Origin of the sequence: Methylobacterium sp. J-072, from assembly GCF_022829425.1 — a bacterium.
In the GTDB taxonomy this organism is placed as follows: domain Bacteria; phylum Pseudomonadota; class Alphaproteobacteria; order Rhizobiales; family Beijerinckiaceae; genus Methylobacterium.
On record NZ_JAKSYK010000147.1, the window covers coordinates 13,921 to 35,455 of the forward strand.

The 21,535-nt window shown below is 68.1% G+C and carries 20 protein-coding genes; 6 read left to right on the forward strand and 14 right to left on the reverse strand.

What is annotated here, in order from left to right:
• The first annotated feature begins 41 nt into the window (after positions 1 to 41).
• Positions 42 to 1,490 (forward strand): FAD-binding oxidoreductase, encoded by a 1,449-nt coding sequence (locus MKK67_RS16780; RefSeq protein WP_243966428.1) that lies wholly within the window; start codon positions 42 to 44, stop codon positions 1,488 to 1,490.
• Positions 1,491 to 1,948: 458 nt separating this feature from the next.
• Here MKK67_RS16780 and MKK67_RS16785 read toward each other — a convergent pair whose 3' ends face one another.
• Both MKK67_RS16785 and MKK67_RS16790 read right to left on the reverse strand, forming a co-directional pair.
• Positions 1,949 to 2,941: a hypothetical protein gene (locus MKK67_RS16785; protein ID WP_243966308.1), complete on the reverse strand. Its 993-nt coding sequence runs from the start codon at positions 2,939 to 2,941 to the stop codon at positions 1,949 to 1,951.
• A 534-nt stretch (positions 2,942 to 3,475) separates the two neighbouring features.
• Positions 3,476 to 3,706: a hypothetical protein gene (locus MKK67_RS16790; protein WP_243966309.1), complete on the reverse strand. Its 231-nt coding sequence runs from the start codon at positions 3,704 to 3,706 to the stop codon at positions 3,476 to 3,478.
• On the opposite strand from MKK67_RS16790, the gene MKK67_RS32945 reads away from it, so the two are divergent.
• The 3 genes from MKK67_RS32945 (at position 3,617) to MKK67_RS16800 (ending at position 6,278) form a co-directional block, all read left to right on the forward strand.
• Positions 3,617 to 3,841: a GNAT family N-acetyltransferase gene (locus tag MKK67_RS32945; protein ID WP_409568408.1), complete on the forward strand. Its 225-nt coding sequence runs from the start codon at positions 3,617 to 3,619 to the stop codon at positions 3,839 to 3,841. The genes MKK67_RS16790 and MKK67_RS32945 overlap by 90 nt on opposite strands.
• Before the next feature lie 363 nt (positions 3,842 to 4,204).
• Positions 4,205 to 4,498, forward strand: a complete 294-nt coding sequence (locus MKK67_RS16795) for a DUF2218 domain-containing protein (RefSeq protein WP_058192738.1) — start codon at positions 4,205 to 4,207, stop codon at positions 4,496 to 4,498.
• Positions 4,499 to 4,685: 187 nt separating this feature from the next.
• Positions 4,686 to 6,278, forward strand: a complete 1,593-nt coding sequence (locus tag MKK67_RS16800) for an ABC transporter substrate-binding protein (RefSeq protein ID WP_243966310.1) — start codon at positions 4,686 to 4,688, stop codon at positions 6,276 to 6,278.
• A gap of 4 nt (positions 6,279 to 6,282) precedes the next feature.
• Here the strand turns inward: MKK67_RS16800 and putA are convergent, their stop codons facing one another.
• Both putA and MKK67_RS16810 read right to left on the reverse strand, forming a co-directional pair.
• Complete coding sequence (gene putA, locus MKK67_RS16805; protein ID WP_243966311.1) at positions 6,283 to 9,969, reverse strand: trifunctional transcriptional regulator/proline dehydrogenase/L-glutamate gamma-semialdehyde dehydrogenase; 3,687 nt, start codon at positions 9,967 to 9,969, stop codon at positions 6,283 to 6,285.
• A 127-nt stretch (positions 9,970 to 10,096) separates the two neighbouring features.
• Complete coding sequence (locus tag MKK67_RS16810; RefSeq protein ID WP_243966312.1) at positions 10,097 to 10,873, reverse strand: DUF4163 domain-containing protein; 777 nt, start codon at positions 10,871 to 10,873, stop codon at positions 10,097 to 10,099.
• Positions 10,874 to 11,239: 366 nt separating this feature from the next.
• Here MKK67_RS16810 and MKK67_RS16815 point away from each other — a divergent pair, with 366 nt between their 5' ends.
• The gene (locus MKK67_RS16815) at positions 11,240 to 12,286 is read left to right on the forward strand and encodes a saccharopine dehydrogenase family protein (protein ID WP_243966313.1); all 1,047 of its coding nucleotides are present in this window, start codon (positions 11,240 to 11,242) and stop codon (positions 12,284 to 12,286) included.
• A gap of 145 nt (positions 12,287 to 12,431) precedes the next feature.
• On the opposite strand, the gene MKK67_RS16820 is transcribed toward MKK67_RS16815, so the two are convergent.
• Positions 12,432 to 13,955, reverse strand: coding sequence for a UxaA family hydrolase (locus tag MKK67_RS16820; protein WP_243966429.1), 1,524 nt, complete (start codon positions 13,953 to 13,955; stop codon positions 12,432 to 12,434).
• A 137-nt stretch (positions 13,956 to 14,092) separates the two neighbouring features.
• Positions 14,093 to 14,809, reverse strand: coding sequence for a DUF1194 domain-containing protein (locus MKK67_RS16825; protein WP_243966314.1), 717 nt, complete (start codon positions 14,807 to 14,809; stop codon positions 14,093 to 14,095).
• Between the two features lie 281 nt (positions 14,810 to 15,090).
• Here MKK67_RS16825 and MKK67_RS16830 point away from each other — a divergent pair, with 281 nt between their 5' ends.
• Positions 15,091 to 15,312: a hypothetical protein gene (locus MKK67_RS16830; RefSeq protein WP_243966315.1), complete on the forward strand. Its 222-nt coding sequence runs from the start codon at positions 15,091 to 15,093 to the stop codon at positions 15,310 to 15,312.
• Positions 15,313 to 15,321: 9 nt separating this feature from the next.
• Here the strand turns inward: MKK67_RS16830 and MKK67_RS16835 are convergent, their stop codons facing one another.
• From MKK67_RS16835 to MKK67_RS16870, 8 genes are all read right to left on the reverse strand, one after another.
• Positions 15,322 to 16,095, reverse strand: a complete 774-nt coding sequence (locus MKK67_RS16835) for a DUF1223 domain-containing protein (protein ID WP_243966316.1) — start codon at positions 16,093 to 16,095, stop codon at positions 15,322 to 15,324.
• Between the two features lie 7 nt (positions 16,096 to 16,102).
• Entirely contained in the window at positions 16,103 to 17,119 is a 1,017-nt protein-coding gene (locus MKK67_RS16840; protein ID WP_243966317.1) for a lipid A biosynthesis lauroyl acyltransferase, read from the reverse strand.
• A gap of 134 nt (positions 17,120 to 17,253) precedes the next feature.
• Positions 17,254 to 18,276: a zinc-binding dehydrogenase gene (locus tag MKK67_RS16845; protein ID WP_243966319.1), complete on the reverse strand. Its 1,023-nt coding sequence runs from the start codon at positions 18,274 to 18,276 to the stop codon at positions 17,254 to 17,256.
• A gap of 45 nt (positions 18,277 to 18,321) precedes the next feature.
• Positions 18,322 to 18,675 carry a type II toxin-antitoxin system PemK/MazF family toxin gene (locus MKK67_RS16850; RefSeq protein WP_243966321.1) on the reverse strand — a complete coding sequence of 118 codons (354 nt, stop codon included), beginning with the start codon at positions 18,673 to 18,675 and terminating at the stop codon, positions 18,322 to 18,324.
• Complete coding sequence (locus tag MKK67_RS16855) at positions 18,665 to 19,009, reverse strand: hypothetical protein (protein WP_243966323.1); 345 nt, start codon at positions 19,007 to 19,009, stop codon at positions 18,665 to 18,667. The genes MKK67_RS16850 and MKK67_RS16855 overlap by 11 nt, the downstream gene beginning before the upstream one ends.
• Positions 19,010 to 19,071: 62 nt before the next feature.
• The gene (locus tag MKK67_RS16860) at positions 19,072 to 19,359 is read right to left on the reverse strand and encodes an SH3 domain-containing protein (protein WP_243966325.1); all 288 of its coding nucleotides are present in this window, start codon (positions 19,357 to 19,359) and stop codon (positions 19,072 to 19,074) included.
• Between the two features lie 113 nt (positions 19,360 to 19,472).
• Positions 19,473 to 20,231 (reverse strand): SDR family NAD(P)-dependent oxidoreductase, encoded by a 759-nt coding sequence (locus tag MKK67_RS16865; RefSeq protein ID WP_243966326.1) that lies wholly within the window; start codon positions 20,229 to 20,231, stop codon positions 19,473 to 19,475.
• On the reverse strand, positions 20,228 to 21,511 hold the full coding sequence (locus tag MKK67_RS16870) for a beta-ketoacyl-ACP synthase (RefSeq protein WP_243966327.1): 1,284 nt from the start codon (positions 21,509 to 21,511) through the stop codon (positions 20,228 to 20,230). The genes MKK67_RS16865 and MKK67_RS16870 overlap by 4 nt, the downstream gene beginning before the upstream one ends.
• Between the last annotated feature and the right edge of the window lie 24 nt (positions 21,512 to 21,535).

Sequence of the window (21,535 nt, forward strand, 5' to 3'; positions counted from 1 at the left end):
CTTGCAAGGCCCGCGCCCTGGTCTACAAAATTTTGCCGATGATGCCGCCAGCCCTCACCCACGATACGCTGCTTAGCGCCCTGCGCGACGGGCTCGGCGCGCGGCACGTGCTGACGGATCCGGAGGACCTCGCCCCCTACCTGGTCGAGAGCCGCAAGCTGTTCACCGGCTCGGCGCTCGCGGTTTTGCGGCCGGGCAGCACCGAGGAGGTGGCCTTCGCGGTCCGGGCCTGCACCCAGGCCGGCATCGCCGTGGTGCCGCTGGGCGGCAATACCGGTCTCACCGGCGCCGGTATCCCGCAGGGCGGCGTGGTCCTGTCGCTGGAGCGGATGAACCGCCTGCGCGCGGTCGATCCGGTGGATTCCACGATCACCGTCGAGGCCGGGATGATCCTCTCGGAGGTGCAGGATGCGGCCGAGCGGGCCGGCCTGTTGTTCCCGCTCTCCTATGCGTCGCGGGGCTCGGCCCGGATCGGCGGCGGCATCGCCACCAATGCCGGCGGCATCGCAGTGCTGGCCTATGGCAATGCCCGGGATCTCGTCCTCGGGCTGGAGGTGGTGCTGGCCGACGGGCGGGTGTGGAATGGGCTGAAGGCGCTCCGGAAGGACAATGCCGGCTACGACCTCAAGCAGCTGTTCATCGGCTCCGAGGGGACGCTGGGCATCGTCACCGCGGCGGTGCTGAAGCTGTTCCCAAGGCCGCGCTCGACCAGCGTCGCCTTCGTGGGCCTGGATTCGGCGCGCGCCGCCCTCGACCTATTCGTAAACCTGCGGGCTCGGATGGACCGTGACCTCACGGCCTTCGAGTACCTGCCGCCCTTCGCCCTGGAGATCGTGCTGCGGCATGTCCCCGGCACGGTCCGGCCGCTGGCAAGCGAGCACGGGGCCTACGCGCTAATCGAGGTGTCGTCCGCGCGGCCGGACGCCGACACCCGGGCCGAGCTGGAAGCCGCCCTCGGCGAGGCCTTGGAGGCTGGGCTGATCACCGACGCGACGATCGGGTCCAGCGGCGCCCAGAACACCGCGCTCTGGGCCCTGCGCGAGGGCGTGCCCGAGGCCCAGACCCGGGAGGGCGCCTCGATCAAGCACGACGTCTCGGTGCCGCTCTCGAAGCTGCCCGATTTCCTGGAGCGGGCGAGCGCGGCGTGCATCGCGGCGATGCCGGGCCTGCGCCCCTGCGGCTTCGGGCATTTCGGCGACGGCAACATCCACTTCAACCTGACCCAGCCGGCTGCCCTGGACCGCGCGGCGTTCCTGGCGGAATGGGGCCGGTTCAACCGGATTGTCCACGACCTCGTGCACGAACTCGGCGGCTCGATCGCGGCGGAGCACGGCGTCGGCCTGATCAAGCGCGACGAACTCGCGCATTACGGCGATCCGGTCGGGCTCGATCTGATGCGCCGGGTGAAAGCCGCCCTCGACCCCGCGGATTTGATGAATCCCGGAAAGGTGATCCCGGGTCTGGACCGGACGCCGCCGACTTTGGCTTAGGGGGCGAAAGCTGAACCTTGGTGGGGTCGGGTTTCGACCGCGCTCGGTCACGCGGGCAGCGCTCGGCACCTTTCGAAAGTGGCCTTTCTTCAGACGTCCAGCCACCTCCACTTGGGGCGTAAAGCAAAGACCTCACGCCGGCTTCTCACATGATAGATTCGGCTATTAGACCACAAGCACTCACCGTCCTCGTAAAAAGCATTTTTTTAGTGATTTTCTTCTATCTCATTTTTCCGTCTGGATCCGGCAAACCTCTATGTGATTTCATCTCCTGGGAAGTAAAACATATGGACGATTATTAAAATTACTCCATTAGTTGCTTAATAGTTTCCTCTATCCAATGCTTTACCGATCACATTTTCAAGAACACCGGCGCTTGGACTCAAGCATTACAAAAAATCAGAGACATCTCGCCAAAAAATACCGCGCAATTGAAGCAATATTTATCATGAGCTAAGCTACAAATTCAGATACGGCTTCCGTTTCGTAACAATTTTATCGATTCCTTTTAAATTCTCGCGCCACAGAGCCGCATCTTGTTGTGTTGTGGATAGATCCGAAACCAAATCTTTCATTCTATCAACAGAAAAGGGTGGATTTGGACAGAAATACGGCGTCAAAGGCTTATTGGCATAGTAGTTAAAAAATAACGCTCTCCGATTTCGTCCTACAGCAGGTTTGCCTCTATGAAAATACTTGAATGTGTCGCAGAGTATTACAGCTCCTGTCGGTCCGGTGAAAGACGTGATTTCAAATTTGATCTTGCCTTCGTTTTGAAGATCGATCAACTTTTGCTGCCTGAAACCTCGTAAGTTTTCAAAAAGAGGGGCGTTGTGCTGCAAATGAAGAATTTCTAGCGGACCGTCGTTCTCACCAACATCATTGAGATACACGGCAACCTTTACCATCGGATTGTCTTCACTGTCTTTATGCCAAGCTCTCGCGCCTCTTTCTAACCCGTCAGCTACAGTAAAAAATATATCGACGCCGCCATAACCCACGGGAAGCCGCAGATAATGTTCGACGATTCTCAGAAGCTTAGTATCAAGGCCGGCACGGAAAATCGTTTTGAACTGATCCAATAATAAAGGCTTTGCGGCAAGCAACTTCACGATGTCAATATTTTCTCCCGTCTCAACATAATTCTTCTCGATCACATTATAAATATCATTCGTCGCCGCCTGAAATTTTTCCGACCTAAAGGCTTCAAATATCTCTAAATTCGTCGTGCAAAACCCTTGCCTAGCCAAACCTTCGGCAAGCGGTGTCTCATCGGTATTTAATACTGATAAATTTTGGCTATGGTGACGAATAAGATCGATTCTGTGTCGATATCTTTTGTTTTTGATCGGCCCTATTGAATAAATGCTATGGACTGTCTTGGAGGGCCACTGCAAAATTCTGTGAATAATCTTTTTTGCAACAATCACGATCTTTCGAGCGACGTCCATGGGGCACCAAGTTTTTGAAGCTGGAAACAGCTATGTATTAACTCACTTTGCAAATTTCTTGCCATAAATTAATATTCACGCTCGGCAAGATCAAAAATAATACTCTGCGACAAACCGACTTCGGAATACAAAAGCATTTATTGCTACCGCAGTTTGATGGCGAGTCAATAGCTATGCGTCAATTTTGGGCCGAGTTGTCGATGACTCTGACATGTTTCATATTAATTTGAGCGTATTCAATCTCTTTTACCCGGGCGCGCTCGACTAACTCATCAAGATCAATCTGTTACCATCGGTTGTTCCCGGTCCTAAGTTTCCCAAATGAGCCGTCGTTTTTTGAACAAGTCAGCCCAGACTACCGAATGACTGCTCGGGTTTGAAAGAGGAAGCCAAAACGACGTCTGCGTTCATGCGCTGCCTCCTCAAAGCGGACCAGCGGAAATCCACCCGTTGCCGACACACCGCTGCCAATCGAAGATGCGGAATGTACACCGCCCGACCGGTTCGTGCCCCAATCGGTCGTCGCTCCCGGCTCTATTCGAAGCGTCCGAAATCAGCCGTGCCGCCGGATCCGATGAGCAGGCCGAGCGCATCTGGCGGGAGACGATGGCGCAACTGCGTGTCCCCGTCTCCGTGTCCGATGATCACGACCGCCTCGCGGCCACCTGCACCCTCATCGTCGCACCGAATCTGTTGCGCGGCGGGCGGCGCCACGGATTTTTGAAAAACGTGGTCACACATCCCGAGCTTCGATGGCGTGGGCATGGCCGTGCCGTCGTCGCGGCCGCACTGTCACGGGCCTGGGCGGACGCGTGTCACCACGTGTTGATGCGGAGCAAGCGGCCGAACTCGCGGGTTGCCTATGTCGCCCAGGGGTCTCGGCGGTCCGGCGAGGCGTGATCACGTCGCTTTCGGTACTGCCTTTGAGGGCAGCCACCAGGCATCCAGTTCGTGCCGTGTGTGCCGCATCGCCTTCGGACACCGGCGAACACATCTCGGCATGAGACCCCGAAATTTGTGCGGCGCGCCATAATTCGGCACGGCGGCGGGTGCAGGAGTTGCCGCAACGGCACGGTTCGTCGCCGCCGGACTGGCCGTTAAGCGACTGCTAACGCTTCGGGCCGACCCTCATTGCAGACACCGGGGACGCCCGCGCCCGCCCAGGCATGGTCTTTGCTCAGGAACCATTCATCTCGCATGTGCGAGATCAGTGATGAGCCGTCCACCGACAGACAGCCTTTCCTTTTTCTGGAGACCGACGGAATGCCTACCTCCCAGGCCCGCGTGCAGACCACCGAGGCTAGCCGCTACCTGCAGCAGCTGTGCCGGCACTGGAGCCACAAGTTCAAGGTCGAGGCGACCCCCGAGCACGGCACCGTGCCGTTCGGCGAGGACCGCGTCTGCACCTTCGACGCCGAGCCCGACGCCCTGGTGATGCGTATCGACAGCGCCGACCCGGTGAACCTCACCCGTCTCGAGAACGTGGTCGCCGACCACCTCGCCCGCTTCGCCTTCCGCGAGAGCCTCGGCGATATCCGCTGGTCCCGCGCCGCCTGATTTTTTAGCGATTGGGGTCGCGTTGACGCGTCGCGAGCGGCGCCGCCCTTCGGCCTGTCCGGCGCCAGGTCGGACCGGTCTTCTCGTCTCAAGAACGTTTCTCGGCCGGTTGCTGGCGTAGGCTTTGCAGCCGTGGTGGGCCGCGCGACAGCGTCGGCGCCCCTGGATACGAGAGCGGGACGACGGAATGAAGCGACGCACCCTGCTGCGAGGCGCCGGCGCCCTGATCGCCGGTGCCGTGGCGCGACCCGCCCTGGTCCGGGCGGCCTCTGCGACGACGCTGCGCTTCGTCCCCTACGCCGACCTGGCGCTCCTCGACCCGATCATCACCACCAACTACGTCACGCGCACGCATGCGCTGATGGTGTTCGACACGCTCTACAGCCTCGACGCGTCCTACCGCGCCCAGCCGCAGATGGTAGCGGGCCACGACGTGTCGGCGGATGGGCTGACCTGGCGCCTGACGCTGCGGGACGGCCTGCGCTTCCATGACGGCACGCCGGTCCTCGCCCGCGACGTGGTGGCGAGCCTCAAGCGCTGGTCCATGCGCGATGCCTTCGGCGGCGCCCTGTTCGCCACGGTGGACGAACTCTCCGCACCATCCGACACGACGGTGCAATTCCGGCTCAAGCGGCCATTCCCGCTGCTGCCGGACGCCCTGGCGAAGCCGACCTCCTACCTGCCGGTGATCATGCCCGAGCGGCTGAGCGCCACGCCCGCCACCCAGGCGGTGCCCGAGATCGTCGGCAGCGGCCCCTACCGCTACGTCGCGTCCGAGCGCGTGCCGGGCTCCCTCAACGTCTACCGCAAGTTCGAGGATTACCGGCCACGCCAGGACGGCACGCCGAGCTTCACCGCCGGGCCGCGGATCGCGCATTTCGACCGGGTCGAGTGGCGCACGATCCCCGACGGCGCCACCGCGGCCGGTGCCCTGCGCTCCGGCGAGATCGATTGGTGGGAGCAGCCCTTGGTCGACCTCGTGCCCGACCTGCTGCGCCAGAAGGACGTGCGCGTCGAGCTCGTGGAGAGTGCCGGACTGATCGGCCAGATCCGCCTCAACCACACCCTGCCGCCCTTCGACAATCCAAAAATCTGCCACGCGCTGCTGTCGGCGGTCGACCAGACCGAGATGATGGATGCCGTCGCCGGCAGCGATCCCGCGATCCGGCGCGGCCCGGTCGGCATCTTCACCGCCGGCGGCCCGATGGCCTCGGAGGCCGGCATGGGGGTGCTCACCGGCCCGCGCGACCTCACGGCCGCCAAGAAGGCCCTCGCGGCGGCCGGCTACAACGGCGAGCGGGTCGTGCTGCTCGCCGGCACCGACGTGCCGCGGATCAACGCGGTCTGCGAGGTGATGGCCGACCTCTGCCGAAAGCTCGGCATGAATCTCGATGTTGTCGCCACCGACTGGGGCACGGTCAATCAGCGGATCCTCAGCGCGAAGCCCCTGGACCAGGGCGGCTGGTCGATGTTCGGCATTTTCTCGGGCGGCCTCGACATGATCTCGCCGGCCTATCACCTGGCGGTCCGCGGCAACGGCCGCGCCGGTGTCCCGAGCTGGCTCACCGACGCGCCGATCGAGGAACTGCGCAGCGCTTGGTTCGCGGCCCCGGACCTCGACGGACAGAAGGCACTGGCAGCGAAGATCCAGGCCCGGGCGATCGAGATCGGCGCCTACATCCCCTGCGGCCAGTACTTCCAGCCCACCGCCTACCGGCGCGACTTGGAGGGCATGCTCACCGGCCTGCCGCTGTTCTGGAACCTGCGCCGATCGGCGTGAGCGCTCAGCCAATCGCCATCAGGCTGGCATTGCCGCCCGCGGCCGCGGTGTTGATCGCGGTCGAGCGCTCTTCGATCAAGCCGGGCAGCGCGTAGAGATCGCCAGCCGCGAGCGCCTCCGGGGTGCGGGCCTGGACCTGAACGATCGGCCCAAGCCCCTCGGCCAAGGTGCGGTTCAGGGTCTGCAACGCCGCGGTGTCGCCCTCGAACAGCACCGCCCGCACGTCGCCAGTCCGGTCTAGGCCGGCCGGCCGCGTGACCCGAGCGGCGAGATCGGCCGGCAGGTCGCTCACGGAATCGAGGACGCCGTCGGAGCCGATCACCACCGCATAGTTGCCGGTCGCCAGGATGGCGCCGAGCTGGAGGAGCAGCCCGGTCTCCGTCGTGGCGACGGCCGCCACGCGCCCGCGGGGATGCAGGGCGTAGAGGTTGCGCTCGCCGACCGGCCCGGCCAGCTCGACCTCGGCGCTATGAGGAAAACGTTCGGCAGCGAGCCGGTCCGCCAGCGGGCCGTGCCCTCGCGACCGCAGCCAGTCGGCGTAGCGGCGGCTCAGGTCCTGGTCGCCTGCCAGCCCGTCGAGGGCGGCGGCCGGCGGCCACTTCAGCAGGCGGCCGAGATAGAGCGGCCCGCCGGCCTTGGGGCCGGTACCCGACAGGCCGGACCCGCCGAACGGCTGCACCCCGACCACCGCGCCGATGACGTTGCGGTTCACGTAGCGGTTGCCGGCGCCGATGCGCCCGAGCACCCGGGACACGGTCTCGTCGATGCGGGTGTGGAGGCCGAAGGTCAGGCCGTAGCCGGTGGCGTCGATCTCGGTCACCAGCCGGTCCAGGTCGGCGCGGGCGTAGCGCAGGACGTGCAGCACGGGCCCGAACACCTCGCGCTCCACGTCGGCAATGCGGGTGATCTCGATCAGCGTCGGTGGCACGAAGGTCCCGAACGCCACCGCGTCCGGAAGCGGCACCTGATGGATCGCAAACCCGCGCGCCCGCATCGCGGCGACATGCCCGTCGATGCGCTCGGCCGCTGCCCGGGTGATGACCGGGCCGACATCGACGGCGAGCCGGCGCGGATCGCCCACAACGAGCTCGCGCATGGCGCTCTTGAGCATCGCCAGGGTGCGGTCGGCGATCTCCTCCTGCAGGCACAGGATGCGCAGGGCCGAGCAGCGCTGGCCGGCGGAATCGAAGGCCGAGGCGATCACGTCCCCGACCACCTGCTCGGCGAGCGCGGAGGAATCCACCACCATGGCGTTCTGGCCGCCGGTCTCGGCGACGAGCGGGACCGGTTCGCCGTCGCGGGTCAGGCGCTGGGCTAGGCTGCGCTGGATGCTCTTGGCGACGGCGGTCGAGCCGGTGAACATCACCCCCTGCACCCGCGCATCGCCGACGAGCGCCGCGCCGACCTCGCCCGGGCCGGGCAGGAATTGGAGCGCGTCCTCCGGCACGCCCGCCGCATGCAGCACCCGGATCGCCGCGGCGGCGATCAGCGGCGTTTCCGCGGCAGGCTTGGCCAGGACCGGGTTGCCAGCCGCCAGGGCGGCGGCGACCTGCCCGACGAAGATCGCCAGTGGGAAATTCCAGGGCGCGATGCAGACCACCGGGCCGAGGGGCGCGTGCGTGCGGTCCAGCGTCCGCTCGGCCTCGGTCGCGTAGTAGCGCAAGAAATCCACGGCCTCGCGGATCTCTGCGACGGCATTGGCGAAGGATTTTCCGGCCTCGCGCACGATCAGCCCGATCAGCACCGGCATCCGCGCCTCGAAGGCGTCGGCGGCGGCGCGCAGGCAGGCGGCCCGGGCTTCGGGCGCGGTCGCGCCCCAGGTCTCGGCGGAAGCGTCCGCGCGGGCGAGCGCAGCCTCGATCTCGGCGGGCGATGCGGCCCGGACGCTGCCGACCCCATCGCGATGATCGGCCGGATTGCGGACCGGTGTGTCGGCCGAATTCGGCTCGGCCCCGGATGGCACGGCCCGCCACACGGCACGGCCGCTCTCGCCCAGATGTTCGGCGAGCCGCGCAAGGACCACCTCGTCGGCGAGGTCGAGGCCCGCGGCATTGGCGCGGGCCGGACCGAAGAGGTCGCGCGGCAGCTTGATCCGCTCATGCGGTGCGCCCGGGACTGGCATCGCTTCGACCGCCGCCACCGGATCGGCAATCAGCGATTCCACGGGTACGGCGGCGTCGCCGACCCGGTTCACGAAGGAGCTGTTGGCGCCGTTCTCCAGGAGCCGGCGGACCAGATAGGCCAGCAGGGTCTCGTGGGTGCCGACCGGCGCGTAGATCCGGCACGGCCGGTCGAGCTTACCCGACCCGACCACCGCCTCGTAGAGCGGCTCGCCCATCCCGTGCAGGCACTGGAACTCGTACTGGCCGAGGGAAAAATCCGGCCCCGCCATCTCGACGATGCTGGCGAGCGTCTGCGCGTTGTGGGTGGCGAATTGCGGGAAGACCGCGTCCGGCGCGGCGAGCAGCTGGCGCGCGCAGGCGAGGTAGGACACGTCGGTGTGCAGCTTGCGGGTGAAGACCGGGAAGTCCGCGAGCCCGTCCACCTGCGCGCGCTTGATCTCGCTGTCCCAGTAGGCCCCCTTCACCAAGCGGACCATCAGCCGGCGTCGGCTGCGGCGGGCGAGGTCGACGAGCACATCGATCGCGAACGGGCAGCGCTTGCCGTAGGCCTGCACGACGAAGCCGAGCCCGTCCCAGCCGGCGAGATCCGGGTCGAAGGCCAGGGTTTCGAGGATGTCGAGGGACAGGTCGAGCCGGTCGGCCTCCTCGGCGTCGATGTTGAGGCCGATCTCGTAGCGCCGGGCGAGGCGCGCCAAGTCCCGAACCCGGGGCGCCAGCTCGGCCATCACACGCCCGCGTTGGGACCGTGTGTAGCGGGGATGGAGCGCCGACAGCTTGATCGAGATGCCCGGCCCCCGGAGGATACCGCGCCCGGCGGAAGCCTCCCCGATCGCCCGGATCGCCTCGTCGTAGGACCGCAGGTAGCGCGCCGCGTCCTCGGCGGTGAGCGCGGCCTCACCGAGCATGTCGTAGGAATAGGTAAAGCCCCTCGCCTCCATGCGCTTCGCATTGCGCAACGCTTCGGCGATGTCGCGCCCGGTGACGAACTGTTCGCCCATCAGCCGCATGGCGAGGTCCACCGCCTTGCGGATCAGCGGCTCACCGCCGCGCCCGATCAGCCGGGTGAGCGCCGCCGACAGACCGGCCTCGCTGCGCGTCGCGGCCAAGCGGCCGGTGACCAGCAGGCCCCAGGTCGCAGCATTCACGAAGGGCGACGGGCTGTGGCCGAGATGGGCGGCCCAATCGCCGCCGGCGAGCTTGTCCCGGATCAGCGCGTCGCGGGTGGCGGCATCGGGGATGCGCAGCAGCGCTTCCGCCAGGCACATCAGCGCCACGCCCTCCTGGCTCGACAGGGCGTATTCGTGGATCAGCCCCTCGACGCCGCCGTGCCGGGTCTGGCGGCGCAGGGCCTCGACGAGGTGTCGAGCCGTCTGTGCGACACGCGCGGCCGCCTCGGGCGACAGGCGGGCGCGATCGATAAGCGGCGCGATGCAATCCGGCTCGGGCCGCCGGCAGGCCGCGACCATAGCGGCCCGCAGGGGTGACAGGGTGGCGACCTCGTCCGCGAAGGCCGCGAACGGATGGTCTTCGGCGTCTGCAGATCGATCGGGATGGCCGGATCCGGACATGGGGCGCCTCTCGGGGTTGCGCGACGACTCACACCGTCACCCCAGGCTACATCGTCCGCCGCTCTTGTTCAGGCCTTGTCTGTCGGATCAGAAGTCGCATTCGGCACCGCCCAGCCGGAGGCGCGTCCTACGGACGCTTGGCATGCGCGGCGTCGATCGCGTCGGTGAGGACAGCCTGAGCGCCTTCGCGGCGCAGCGTTGCGGTGGGGATGACCACCGTGTCGGCGCAGGCCTGGACCACGTGGGCCAGATCGAATTGGACCGCGAGCCCGCCCGCCTCGGCGTCGGGCCATACCGTCATGGCGGGCGGTTCGCCGGAGTAGGTCTCCGTCACCGCCTCCCGACACGCTTTGTCGTCCGCATCAGCCTTCGGCTTTCCCGTCTTGGGGCGGTAGGCCTGAAGGTAGAGGGCGTGCAGCCGCTTGGACGACAGGGTCACCATCTTGGTCTCCTCGGCCTGGGTCGCCAGCGCGACCTTGCCGGTCAGCGCGGGTGGCAGCAGCGTCGTCCAATCCACCGGCGTGCCGGTGGTGAGATCGTAGACGATCGCCGTCGTGCCGGTGTTCGGATGGGCACCGCCGCAGAACGTGCTGTCGTGAATCTCGAAGCTGAGGAACCTGGGACCACGCATGGCCGCGCGGACGCTCCGCTCCCAGGAACTCTGCGCGCCGCCCTCGGCCTTGCAGCTTTTCGCCGCCTTGCGGACCTGGGCGTCGAGGCGCTTCACGGCGGCGTTGATCCGCCGCTCCGCATCGTCGACCGGGTCGATTATCTGCGGAAAGGCATCGATGTTCGGTCCAGCTTGAGCCGGCTGCACCTGCACGATCCGGTCGGCGGCCTTCGCGGGTACACCGGCGGCGACGAGCAGGGCTCCGAACGCCGCAAGCCGAAGACGTGCCTTCATCGATCGCTCCCACGCATCCCGTGCGCCCCGTCCGCGGCGACTTGGACCGCCGAATGAGGGTCAGATCCCGAATAAGGACTGCTCTCGCGGCGCTCAATCCGCCGCCTAGATGCCGATCTAACGGATCGGTAGAGATCGCCATGTCTTCGAGCGCACATCGGATGGGCCGTACAGGGTTGGCGCCGGGACGAACATTGCCCGGCGAGCGCAGGCGTGGCGGGCAGCATCGGCGTCCGCATCAGATCGACGTCCGAACGACTATCCGCGCCGGAAACCGGGCTTCCGAACACCTGGCCTGCGTCGCCGCATCGACCGCTCGTCGGAGGTCGCCCCTGCCGAGGCGCCCGCCATGGTACAGGGACGGCCATGACCGCGATCCTGATCTACGGCGCCACCGGCTACACCGGCACGCTGCTCGCCGAACACGCCGTCGCGCAAGGCCTGAGCCCGATCCTGGCCGGGCGCGACTCCGGCAAGCTCCGGCCGCTCGCCGCCCGGCTGGGGCTCGACTGGCGCGCCGCGCCCCTCGACGATCCGGGCCCCCTGCACGACATGCTCGCCGGCATCGCCGCGGTGATCCACGCGGCCGGACCGTTCTCGAAGACGGCCCGCCCCATGGCCGCGGCCTGCCTCGCCGCGGGGACGCATTACATCGACATCACCGGCGAGATCGACGTGCTGGAATCGCTCGCCGCCCGGGATGCCGAGGCGAAGGCCGCCGGCATCGTCCTCCTCCCGGCAGCCGGGTTCGACGTGGTGCCGAGCGATTGCCTCGCCGCCCATGTGGCGAACCGGCTGCCCGGCGCCACGCATCTGCGGATCTCCATCGGTGGTTTCGGCGGCTTCAGCCGGGGGACCGCCCGCACCATGGTCGAGGGCATCGCCTGGGGGACGCGGGTGCGCCGGGATGGCCGCATCGTCGAACTGCCGAGCCCGCCCCGCGGCAGCGCCGATTTCGGCCGCGGCGCCCGGCGCACCGTGGGGCTCGGCTGGGGCGACGTCTCGAGCGCGTGGTACTCGACACGGGTCCCCAACATCGAGGTCTATTTCGAGGCCTTCCCGGCCATGGCCGCAGCCGCGGGCCTGCCGTCCGGCCTGCGCCGGATCATCGCCGGCCCGACGGCGCAGCGCCTGATCAACCGCGGCATCGACCGGCTGCCGCCGGGGCCTTCCGAGACGGCGCGGGCGACGGCGCGCAGCACCTTCCGGGCCGAGGCCTGGGACGGGAGCGGCAACCGTGCGGCGAGCGGCATGGAGACCCCCGAGGGCTACACCCTGACAGTCCTGACCGCTCTGGAATCCGCTCGGCGCGTGGCCGCGGGCGCGGTGGCAGCGGGGTTCCAAACCCCGGTCACCGCCTTCGGGCCGGATTTCATCATGGGGTTTCCGAACGTGGTGCGGACGGATCTCTGACCCTCTCCGTCATTGCGAGCGCAGCGAAGCAACCCAGGGCGGCGCGCGATCTCCAAATGTGGCGTGTCCCTGAGTTGCTTCGCTGCGCTCGCAATGACGGGGAGCGGCGTTCGAAGGCATCAAACGCTGCGCGATCGCAACGGGCTCACACCGTCGCGCCGAGTTGCCACGGCGCGAATTCCGAGGAGCCAAAATCGAACTGCTCGCTCTTGGTCCGCTCGCCGCTCGCCACCCGCAGGATCAGCTCGAAGATCCGTTGGCCCGCCTGCTCGACGCTCTCTTCACCGTCGAGGATGGTGCCGCAATTGACGTCCATGTCCTCTTCCAGCCGCCGGAACATCGCCGAGTTGGTGGCGATCTTGATCGACGGCGACGGCTTGCAGCCGAACACGCTGCCGCGCCCGGTGGTGAAGCACACGAGATTCGCCCCGCCGGCCACCTGCCCGGTCGCCGAGACCGGGTCGTAGCCGGGGGTGTCCATGAACACGAAGCCCTTGGCGGTCACCGGGTCGGCGTAGCGCACCACGTCGACCAGGTTGGTGCTGCCGGCCTTGGCCATAGCACCGAGCGACTTCTCCAGGATCGTGGTCAGGCCGCCGGCCTTGTTGCCCGGCGACGGGTTGGCGTCGATCTCCGAGCCTTCCCGGCGGGTGTAGTCCTCCCACCAGCGCATCAGGTCGACGAGCTTCTGGCCGACCTGCGGGCTCACCGCCCGCCGGGTGAACAGGTGCTCGGCCCCGTAGGTCTCGGTGGTCTCCGACAGGATCACGGTGCCGCCGTTCTCGACCACGCGGTCGCTGGCGATCCCGAGCGCCGGGTTGGCCGAGACGCCGGAATAGCCGTCCGAGCCGCCGCATTGCAGGGCGACGATCAGCTCGCTCGCCGGCACGGTCTCCCGCTGCACCACGTTCGCCTCGGCCAGGATGCCGCTCACGAATGCGATGCCGGCCTCGACGGTCTTGCGGGTGCCGCCCAGCGTCTGGATGTTCATGCTGCGGATCCGGTCGCCCAGGCCCTGCTCCTCCAGGAAGGCGCCGATCTGGTTCACCTCGCAGCCGAGCCCGATCATCACGATGTGCGAGAAGTTGACGTGCCGGGCATAGCCCGCGAGCGTCCGGCGCAGGAGCTTCAGCGGCTCGCCCATCGCCATGCCGCAGCCGGTCTTGTGGGTCAGCGCGACCACGCCGTCGACGTTCGGGTAGGGGGCGAGTGGATCAAGGCCGAGGATCGGATGGCGCCGGAACGCGTCGGCGATCAGGTCGGCGACATGGGCGCTGCAATTCACCGAGGTGAGGATGCCGACATAGTTGCGCGTCGCCACCCGTCCGTCCGGGCGACGGATGCCCTGGAAGGTCGCCGGTGGCGTGATCAGCCGGGTGGGCCGCGCATCGACCCCGAAGGCGTAGTCGCGGGCGAACTCGCCCATGCCGAGATTGTGGACATGGACGTGCCGACCGGCGGCGATGTCCTCCTTGGCGAAGCCGATGATCTGGCCGTACTTGGTCACCGCCTCGCCGGAGCGGTGCGGGCGGACCGCGACCTTGTGGCCAGGCGGGATCCGCTCGGCGGCGGCGATCCCCGGGGCCACCGGCGTGCCGGGCTCGATGGCGGTCCGCGCGACGACCACGCCGTCGTCCGGCCGCAGGGCGATGACGGGATAGGCGGACAGCAGGTCGGCCGTGATCGGCATCGTGGTTCCTCCCTGGGCCACGCCTCGTTGGGCGCGTGCTTCAAGAGCCTAACGCGCCGACCCGGACGGCGCGAGCATCGCGGGTGACGCAAGAGACCCGATGTCGGCGGATGGTCTCAAGAAATCTCGCGGACCAGCTTGGCGATCAGCGCCCGGCCGAAGGCCTCGAAGCTTTCCGCCGTCATGACGAACGCCCCTTCGCCGCCGATCACGGTCTCCCGGTAATAGGCGGCGAGCCCGTCGGGGGGATTGGTGTGCTCCTTCAGATAGCCCGGCATCCCGGCGGGGTCGGTGAGGATGACGATGCCGTTGACGGTGGTGCCCAAGGCCACGGCGGCGTCCCGGGCCTCGGCGATCGCGCGACCCGAATTGCTGGTCCCGTCGCCGGAGATGTCGATGACCGTCCGTTCGGCGCGGTAGGGCGACCGGTCGAGCAGCATGGAGGCGAAGCCGATCGCGGACCCGATGGCGGTCCGCCCGTAGAACGGGCGCGTCACCGCGCCGAGTCTGCGCGCGAAGGCGTTCGCGTCGGCGGCCGAGGCGATGATCATCCAGTCGACCGCGACCTGCTGCTCCCCGGGGCCCGCCCAGTCGAACAACGCCACCGCGATGCGCCCGCGCTTGCCCTCGGCGATCGCCCGCAGGACGTGCGGATTGCCGAGGGCTTGGGCGTAGCCCTGCCGTTCCAAGTCGAATCGCGCCGCGCTGATGCTCAGCGAGACATCGACCGCGAGCACGAGGAGAACGTCGACCCCGGTCTCGGCGGCGGCGGCTCGCCGGCCCGCCAGCGACAGCGCGGCGAGCATCCCGGACAGTAGATGGCGTCGCCGCATGGCCGACACTCGGTGACAGGCACCCGCATGGTACGGCGGACGGCCTCACGCATGCAACGAGCCTGCCGCCACGGTGGTTCGCGACGACGCGCACTGTAGCCGCGGCGCGTCGGACCGACGGAACCGACAGGCATGCCGGATGAGGCCGTCCTGCGGGACGGTTCCGTCCGATCCGCGGCGGGCGACGCCGCCTTCGGTCGCATCGGGCGTCGATCGGTCCGCTCTATTTGAGGCTGGACCGGCGCAGCAGGCGCCGACTCTCAGAAAGCTCGAAACCGACAATGCGCATCTTCAACTGGATCGGCCGCATCACGAAAATCGTCGTGGTCGGCGGCGTGACCGGCGCGGTTACCCTGACCAGCCGGCTCCTCGACGGGACCATCGGGCTCGTCGGCCGATCCTCCGAGCGCCTGGATGCGAAGCTCGGCGCCCTGGCACGGGCCTCGGAAGAGCGCCGTCGCCAGCAGGGCCGGCGCCCGATCGACCCGATCACCCTGCGATAGGCGGAAGCCCTACAGGCCCGGGCCCTTGGCAGCGCCGAGGATGCGGCCGGGCCTGCCCTCCGCGGCACCCTGGACCAGGATCACCCAGCTGTCGGCGTCGGCGATCTCCGCCAGGGTGCCAGGCACGTCGAATCGCGTCGGCTGGCCGGTCCAGGCGCCGAGACGCTGCATGCCGCGCACGACGTTGACGTAGGTGGCCGTCCGGCCGCCATTTTCGCCGCCCTGGATCGCGATGGCCCGGCTGCGCAGCACCGGCACCAGCCAGACATCGCCGCGCGTCTCGTTCCTGGCGTCCGGCGCGGCGCCGACCTCGACCGCAATACGGTCGCCGTGGATCTCGCCGCGGACCGGGATCGGCAAGCCGCCGTGCTGCGTTGCCTCGCGCATCAGCCGTTCGAGGGCGGCGCGGTCCGAACCCACGGCGAAGCCGCTGCCGTCGACCACGACCTGCGGGGTGAAGACCTGCCGGGCGCCGCGGACCCGGGCATAGGCGCGCTGACGCTCGGTGAACGGCCGCAGCGCCAGGGTGTCCTTCCAGCCCAGATAATCCCAGTAGGTGACCGGCAGGGTCAGCGCGACGACGCCGGGCTGGCGGGCCAGGTCGCGGATGATCGGATCGGCGCTCCGGCAGGCGCCACAACCCTGGCTAGTAAACAGCTCGACCACGGCGCGGACCGGCTCCGCCCGCGCCTGGGCGGACGCCGAGACCGCGCAGACAAGCCCGGCCGCGCAGAGCGCGCGGGTTACACCGAACCGGGTATGGGCGCGGGGCCGATGGGTCATCGCGCCATCAGAGCGTCTGGGATGCCGTCTGGGAAATCACGTTGGCTTGAGGGATTTCTACCATCGGTTGCGACGTATTCCGAATAACTCTCGCTTTAGGCAACATGTCCGGGCGCCAGCGGCGATGCATCCACAGCCATTGACCCGGATTCTCCCGCACCCAGCCCTCGACCACCGCGGTCATCGCCTGCATGGCGCCGGTGACATCGATCACCCCATCGGCATTGCGCGGCAGGTCGAGGGGCGGAGTCAGCTCCAGCCGGAACCGGCCCTCCGGCAGGCGGACGACACGAACGCCGTGCACCGGGCAATCGTAGTGCCGGGCGAGCTTGGCCAGCAGCGGGTTGGCCAGGCACGGCCGGCCCATGAAGTCGACCACGACGCCGCGGGTGAAATGCTGGTCGATCAACTGCCCGAGATGGCCGCCATTCTCGACCACGTCACGCATGGCGAAGACGGCCCCCGGCGTCGAGGCTGCCAGCCCACCCATGGAGCGCCGGCGGACTTCCTGGACGAGGCGGGCGGCGGCGGGGTTGTTCGGGGGCCGGAACACGGCGGTCGCGTCCAGCCCGAACCGGGCCGCGCAGATCGCCGGGAGTTCCCAATTGCCGAGATGAGCGGAAAAAATCAGCCCCGGCTGGCCGTCGTCGCGCAGGGTGGCGAAGTGGTCGATACCCGCAACCTCCGTGCGCATCGGGCCGGTGGCATCGGGATCGAAATCGAACAGCGAATCGAGATGGGCGTATTCGGCGCCGGTCCGCCCGAGATTGTCCCAGGCTTCCAGGGCGATCCGCTTCCGCTCCGCCTCCGGCATGTCGGGGAACGCGGCGCGCAGGTTCGCCATGGCGGTGCGGTGGGCCGGCAGCAGCGGTCCGATCGTGCGCAGGAGCGCGGCGCCGAACGCCGTCGAGCGATCCGGCCCAAGGGCGCGCGCCAGCCAGACCAGGGTACGGATCAGCGGGATCATGGCGAAGCCCGCGAGCCGCGGGAAGGATCGTCTGAGGATGAGGGCGAGGCGCAGCACGTTGGATTCCCGGGCACGATGCGGGCAGGCCCGGCAGTTCGCGTGTAAGGCGAAGCTTATCCGATGTCCCGCGCGGTGCGATAGCACATCGTCCCGAAGGGCAGCCGCGGGCGGCCGGGACGATGCATCAGGCGTCAGAGGCTGACGAGGATTTTTCCAAAAACCTTGCGGGATTCGAGCCGCTCCAGCCCCTGCGCGAAGTCGCCGAGCGGGTAGACGGTGTCCACCACCGGGCGGATGCCCTGGGCCATCTTGTCGAGGGCCTGGCCGATATTGCCCAGCGCGCAGCCGAACGAGCCGGTGATGCGGTATTGCTGCTGGAACAGCTGCATCAGGTTCATGGTCGCCGAGACGCCGGAGGTCGAGCCGCAGGTCACCAGCCGGCCGCCGCGCTTCAGGCAGAGCAGCGAGCCGTTCCAGGTATCGGCGCCGACATGCTCGAACACCACGTCGACGCCCTTGCGCTTGGTCAGCCGCCGGACCTCGCCCTCGAACCGCTCGGTCCGGTAATTGATGACATGGTCGGCGCCGAGCTCCGCCGCCTTGCGACCCTTCTCGTCGTCACCCACCGTCGTGTAGACGGTGCAGCCGATCGCCTTGGCCATGCGGATCGCCGCGGTGCCGATGCCGGAGCCGCCGGCATGGACCAGCACGCTCTCGCCGGGCTCCAGCCGGGCGTTGTCGAACAGCATGTGCTGGACGGTGCCGAAGGCGATGCCGGCGCAGGCCGCGTCAGTATCGCTGACCCCGTCCGGCACCTTCACCACCAGGCGGGCCGGCATGTTGACCAGTTCGCGGGCGAAGCCGTCGATGTGGAAGCCCATCACGCCGGATACGTCCTCACAGAGGTTGTCGCGACCCTCGCGGCAGGCGCGGCATTGCCCGCAGGTCATCGCCCCGTAGGGCACGACCTGGTCGCCGGGGGCCACGGTGGTGACATCGGCGCCGACCGACTCGACCACGCCTGCTGCTTCGGCGCCGACGATCAGCGGCATCTTGCGCTTGGCGAAGGCCATGCCGCGAAAGCCCCAGACGTCGATGAAGTTGAGGCCGACCGCGCGGATGCGGATCTGCACCTCGCCTGGACCCGGGGCGGCCGGTGCCTCGACCTTGGTCAGGCGCAGATCGCGGTCGCCGAATAGCTGGAGGGCTTTCATCAAGATCGTGTCGTCCTCGGCGGCGCTGAGAAGCCGCACGTTTGATTAGGGTTCGGCGCGATGGGGCACGCCCAGGATTGCGTCCATATGGAGCGCCAGCCGAGTGCGATCCGGCTCGGCGAGATGCCCGATCCGGCGGCCGATCTGGCTGTTCGGCAGGGTGAACAGCTTACACCGGATGACCGAGCCGTGCCGGAGGCCCGCGGCAGCGAGATCGGCGATCGGGACATCGCTCGGCCAGTGGCTGTCGGCACCGGTGGTTATCATGGCGGTGACGACGTGTCCGTGGGCGGAGTTGAAGTCACCGTTCGAGAGAACCACGACCGGACGCGGCTTGCGAACCGGCACGTCGATGAAGGGAAAGAGCGCGGTCAGCACATCGTAGCGCTCAAAGTCCATCGTAAGCGGCCGCGTCTTCGGGGCTGTTCCATTCGGTCAGCGTTGCGCTCAGGGAGAGCAGGTAAGGATCGGATCGTGGCGCCTCGGGCTCCACGGTGATCATCGCGCCCCGGCGCGTCTGCAACTGGCGCCACGTCGCGGCGTCCGGCTCATCCGGGCGGACGGCGTCGGTGGGCTGCCCGGTCGCCCGATCCAGCACCTTGCGGAACCGCATGGGGCGTCCCTCGATCCGCAGGATGATCGGCTCGTCCGGCGAAAGGGCGCGGATCGCGCGGGCCAGTTCGGGATCGCCCTCGATATGGCGCGCCCGAAGCACCTCGTCGCGCAGGATCATGGTCGCCATCGGAGCACCTCCGGCCCAGAGGTAGCCAGCGCCGCCCGGGGGATCAATACGGCCTAGTCCGGCGCCAAATAGCGCCGCCGCGCCCAGCCGACAGTTCGGCCGGCCTTGACCCGGCACCACGTGGTCCGGCTCGGCGTGTCGTTGGTACAGCCGAAGACCAGGACGCGGGTGCGGATCTCGCCGACCTGTTCGGACGCGGCGTCCGGCTCGGCGCGGATCGAGAGCGGCTCGCCGGGGGGGAGCCCGGAGATCCGGTAGGCTTCCGGTTCGGCGCCGGCGCCGCCCGGGACGAGGGGGGCCACGAAGCAGAATCCGGCAAGAACGATGAGGCGGGCGCGCATCGGCAAGATCGCTAGAGCATGGCGCGTGCGAGGGGAATTCCGGTCTCCGAATCTATCATTGCCGCACGGGAAGTTTGGAGCCCGCCCCGAAGAGGCGCGATGCTCCCAAAAAATCAGGTGCGGTGGACGCCCATCATCGCGGTGAGGCCGCCATCGACCGGCAGCACCGTCCCGGTGATGTAGGCGGCGGCATCGCCCATCAGGAAGGCGGCGAGCGCGGCGACATCCTCCGGTTGGGCGAACCGGCCGGCGGGGATTTGGCGCTCCATCCCGGCCCGGTGGGCGGCGTAGCGCGCCATCATGGCGGTGTCGACGAAGCCCGGGGCGATGACGTTGACCGTGACGCCGCGCTTGGCGGTCTCGATCGCGAGGGTCCGGCAATAGGCGATCAGCGCGCCCTTGGTCGCCGCGTAGGCGGCGTTGCCGGCATTGCCGCGGAGCGCGGCGACCGAGCCGATGGCGATGATGCGGCCCGACCGTGCCTGGGTCATCGGGCGGACCAGCGCCTTGGCGAGGCGGGTCAGCGCGAAGAAGTTGACCTGCATGGCCGTCTCGGCCTTGTCCTGGTCGAACATCGCCGCGAGCGCGTCGCTCGGCTGGCCGGCATTGTGGACGAGGCCGTGATAGCCGGCGTCCTCGGCCGCCGCACAGAACGCGTCGAGGGCGGCCTTGTCGGCGAGGTCCAGGGCGTGCCCGGCGAAGGCGCGCTCGGGATAGGAAGCGCGTAATTCGGCGAGCAGCGCCTCGGCGGCCTCCCCCGAGGCGCGGTATGTAAGGTCGACCGCGTGGCCGGCGCCGGCCAGCGCGCGGACGATCGCTGCACCGACGCCCGAGGCGCCACCGGTGACGAGGACGCGGCGGGTGGCGCTCACGCCGGTTCCGCCCCGAACACCAGGCAGGTGTTCTGGCCGCCGAACCCGAAGGAATTCGACAGCACGGTGCGGACCGGCAGGTCCCGGGCGGTCTCGACCACGTCGAGGCCGATCGCCGGGTCGGGCACCCGGTGGTTGATGGTCGGCGGGATGCGGCCGTGGCGAATCGTCAGCAGCGAGACGGCCGCCTCGATGGCGCCAGCCGCCGTGAGCGTGTGCCCGATCATCGACTTGTTGGAGGTCACCGGCAAGGACGGCGCCCGGTCGCCGAACACCGCGGCGAGCCCCAAGGCCTCCATCTTGTCGTTCTCCGGGGTCGAGGTGCCATGGGCGTTCACCGTGTCGATCGCCTCGGGGCCGAGCCCGGCATCGTCCAGGCTGGCCCGGATCGCCGCGATCACCGGCGCCCCGTCCGGGCTCGAGCGGGTGCGGTGGAAGCCGTCGCCCTTCTCGCCGCAGCCGAGCACGTAGCCGAGGATTTTTGCTCCTCGACCGACCGCAGCCTCGGCATCTTCCAGGACCAGGGCGGCCGCGCCCTCGCCCATCACGAAGCCGTCCCGATCCTTCGAGAACGGCTTCGAGGCCTCCTCCGGAACGTCATTGCGGGTGGAGAGCGCCGAGAGCAGCGAGAACCGGATCAGCGATTCCGGGTTCACCGAGCCGTCAGTGCCGATGCAGAGCGCCGCCGCAGTCTCGCCCCGGCGGATCGCCTCGACGCCGAGCTGGATCGCCGTGGCGCCCGACGAGCAGGCGGTGGAGAGCGAGATCGGCGAGCCCTTGGTGCCGAACCTTTCGGCGATGCGGTCGGCCACGGTGCCGAAGATGAACAGGTCGTGCCAGGCGTCGAAGCGCCGGGTCGCGGCGGCCCGGAGCAGGCCGGCATAATCGACGTCGCCATCGCCGCCCGCGGCCTCGGCTAAAGCCTGCCGCTGCGGCCATTCCATCTCCACCGGCGGGACCGCGATGAACAGCGCCCCGGGGAAATCGCCCTTCGCGCCGATGTCGGCCTGCGCGACCGCCTCCTCGGCGGCCGCCGCTGCGAAGCGCTCTGACAGGAGCGGCGCCACCAGCGGCTCGGTATCGAGGAAATCCACCGTGCCGGCGATGCGCGTGCGCAGGCCCTCGGTCGAGAACCGCGCGATGGCATGGATGCCGGACCGGCCGGCGCTCATGGCCGCCCAGGTATCGGCCTGGCCCTGTCCGAGGGAGGAGACGACGCCAATGCCCGTCACCGCGATCAGCGGCCGGCCCCTGGCGTCGCGATAGGATCGCGCGCTCATGGCGCGTCTGTACGGGATTTTGGG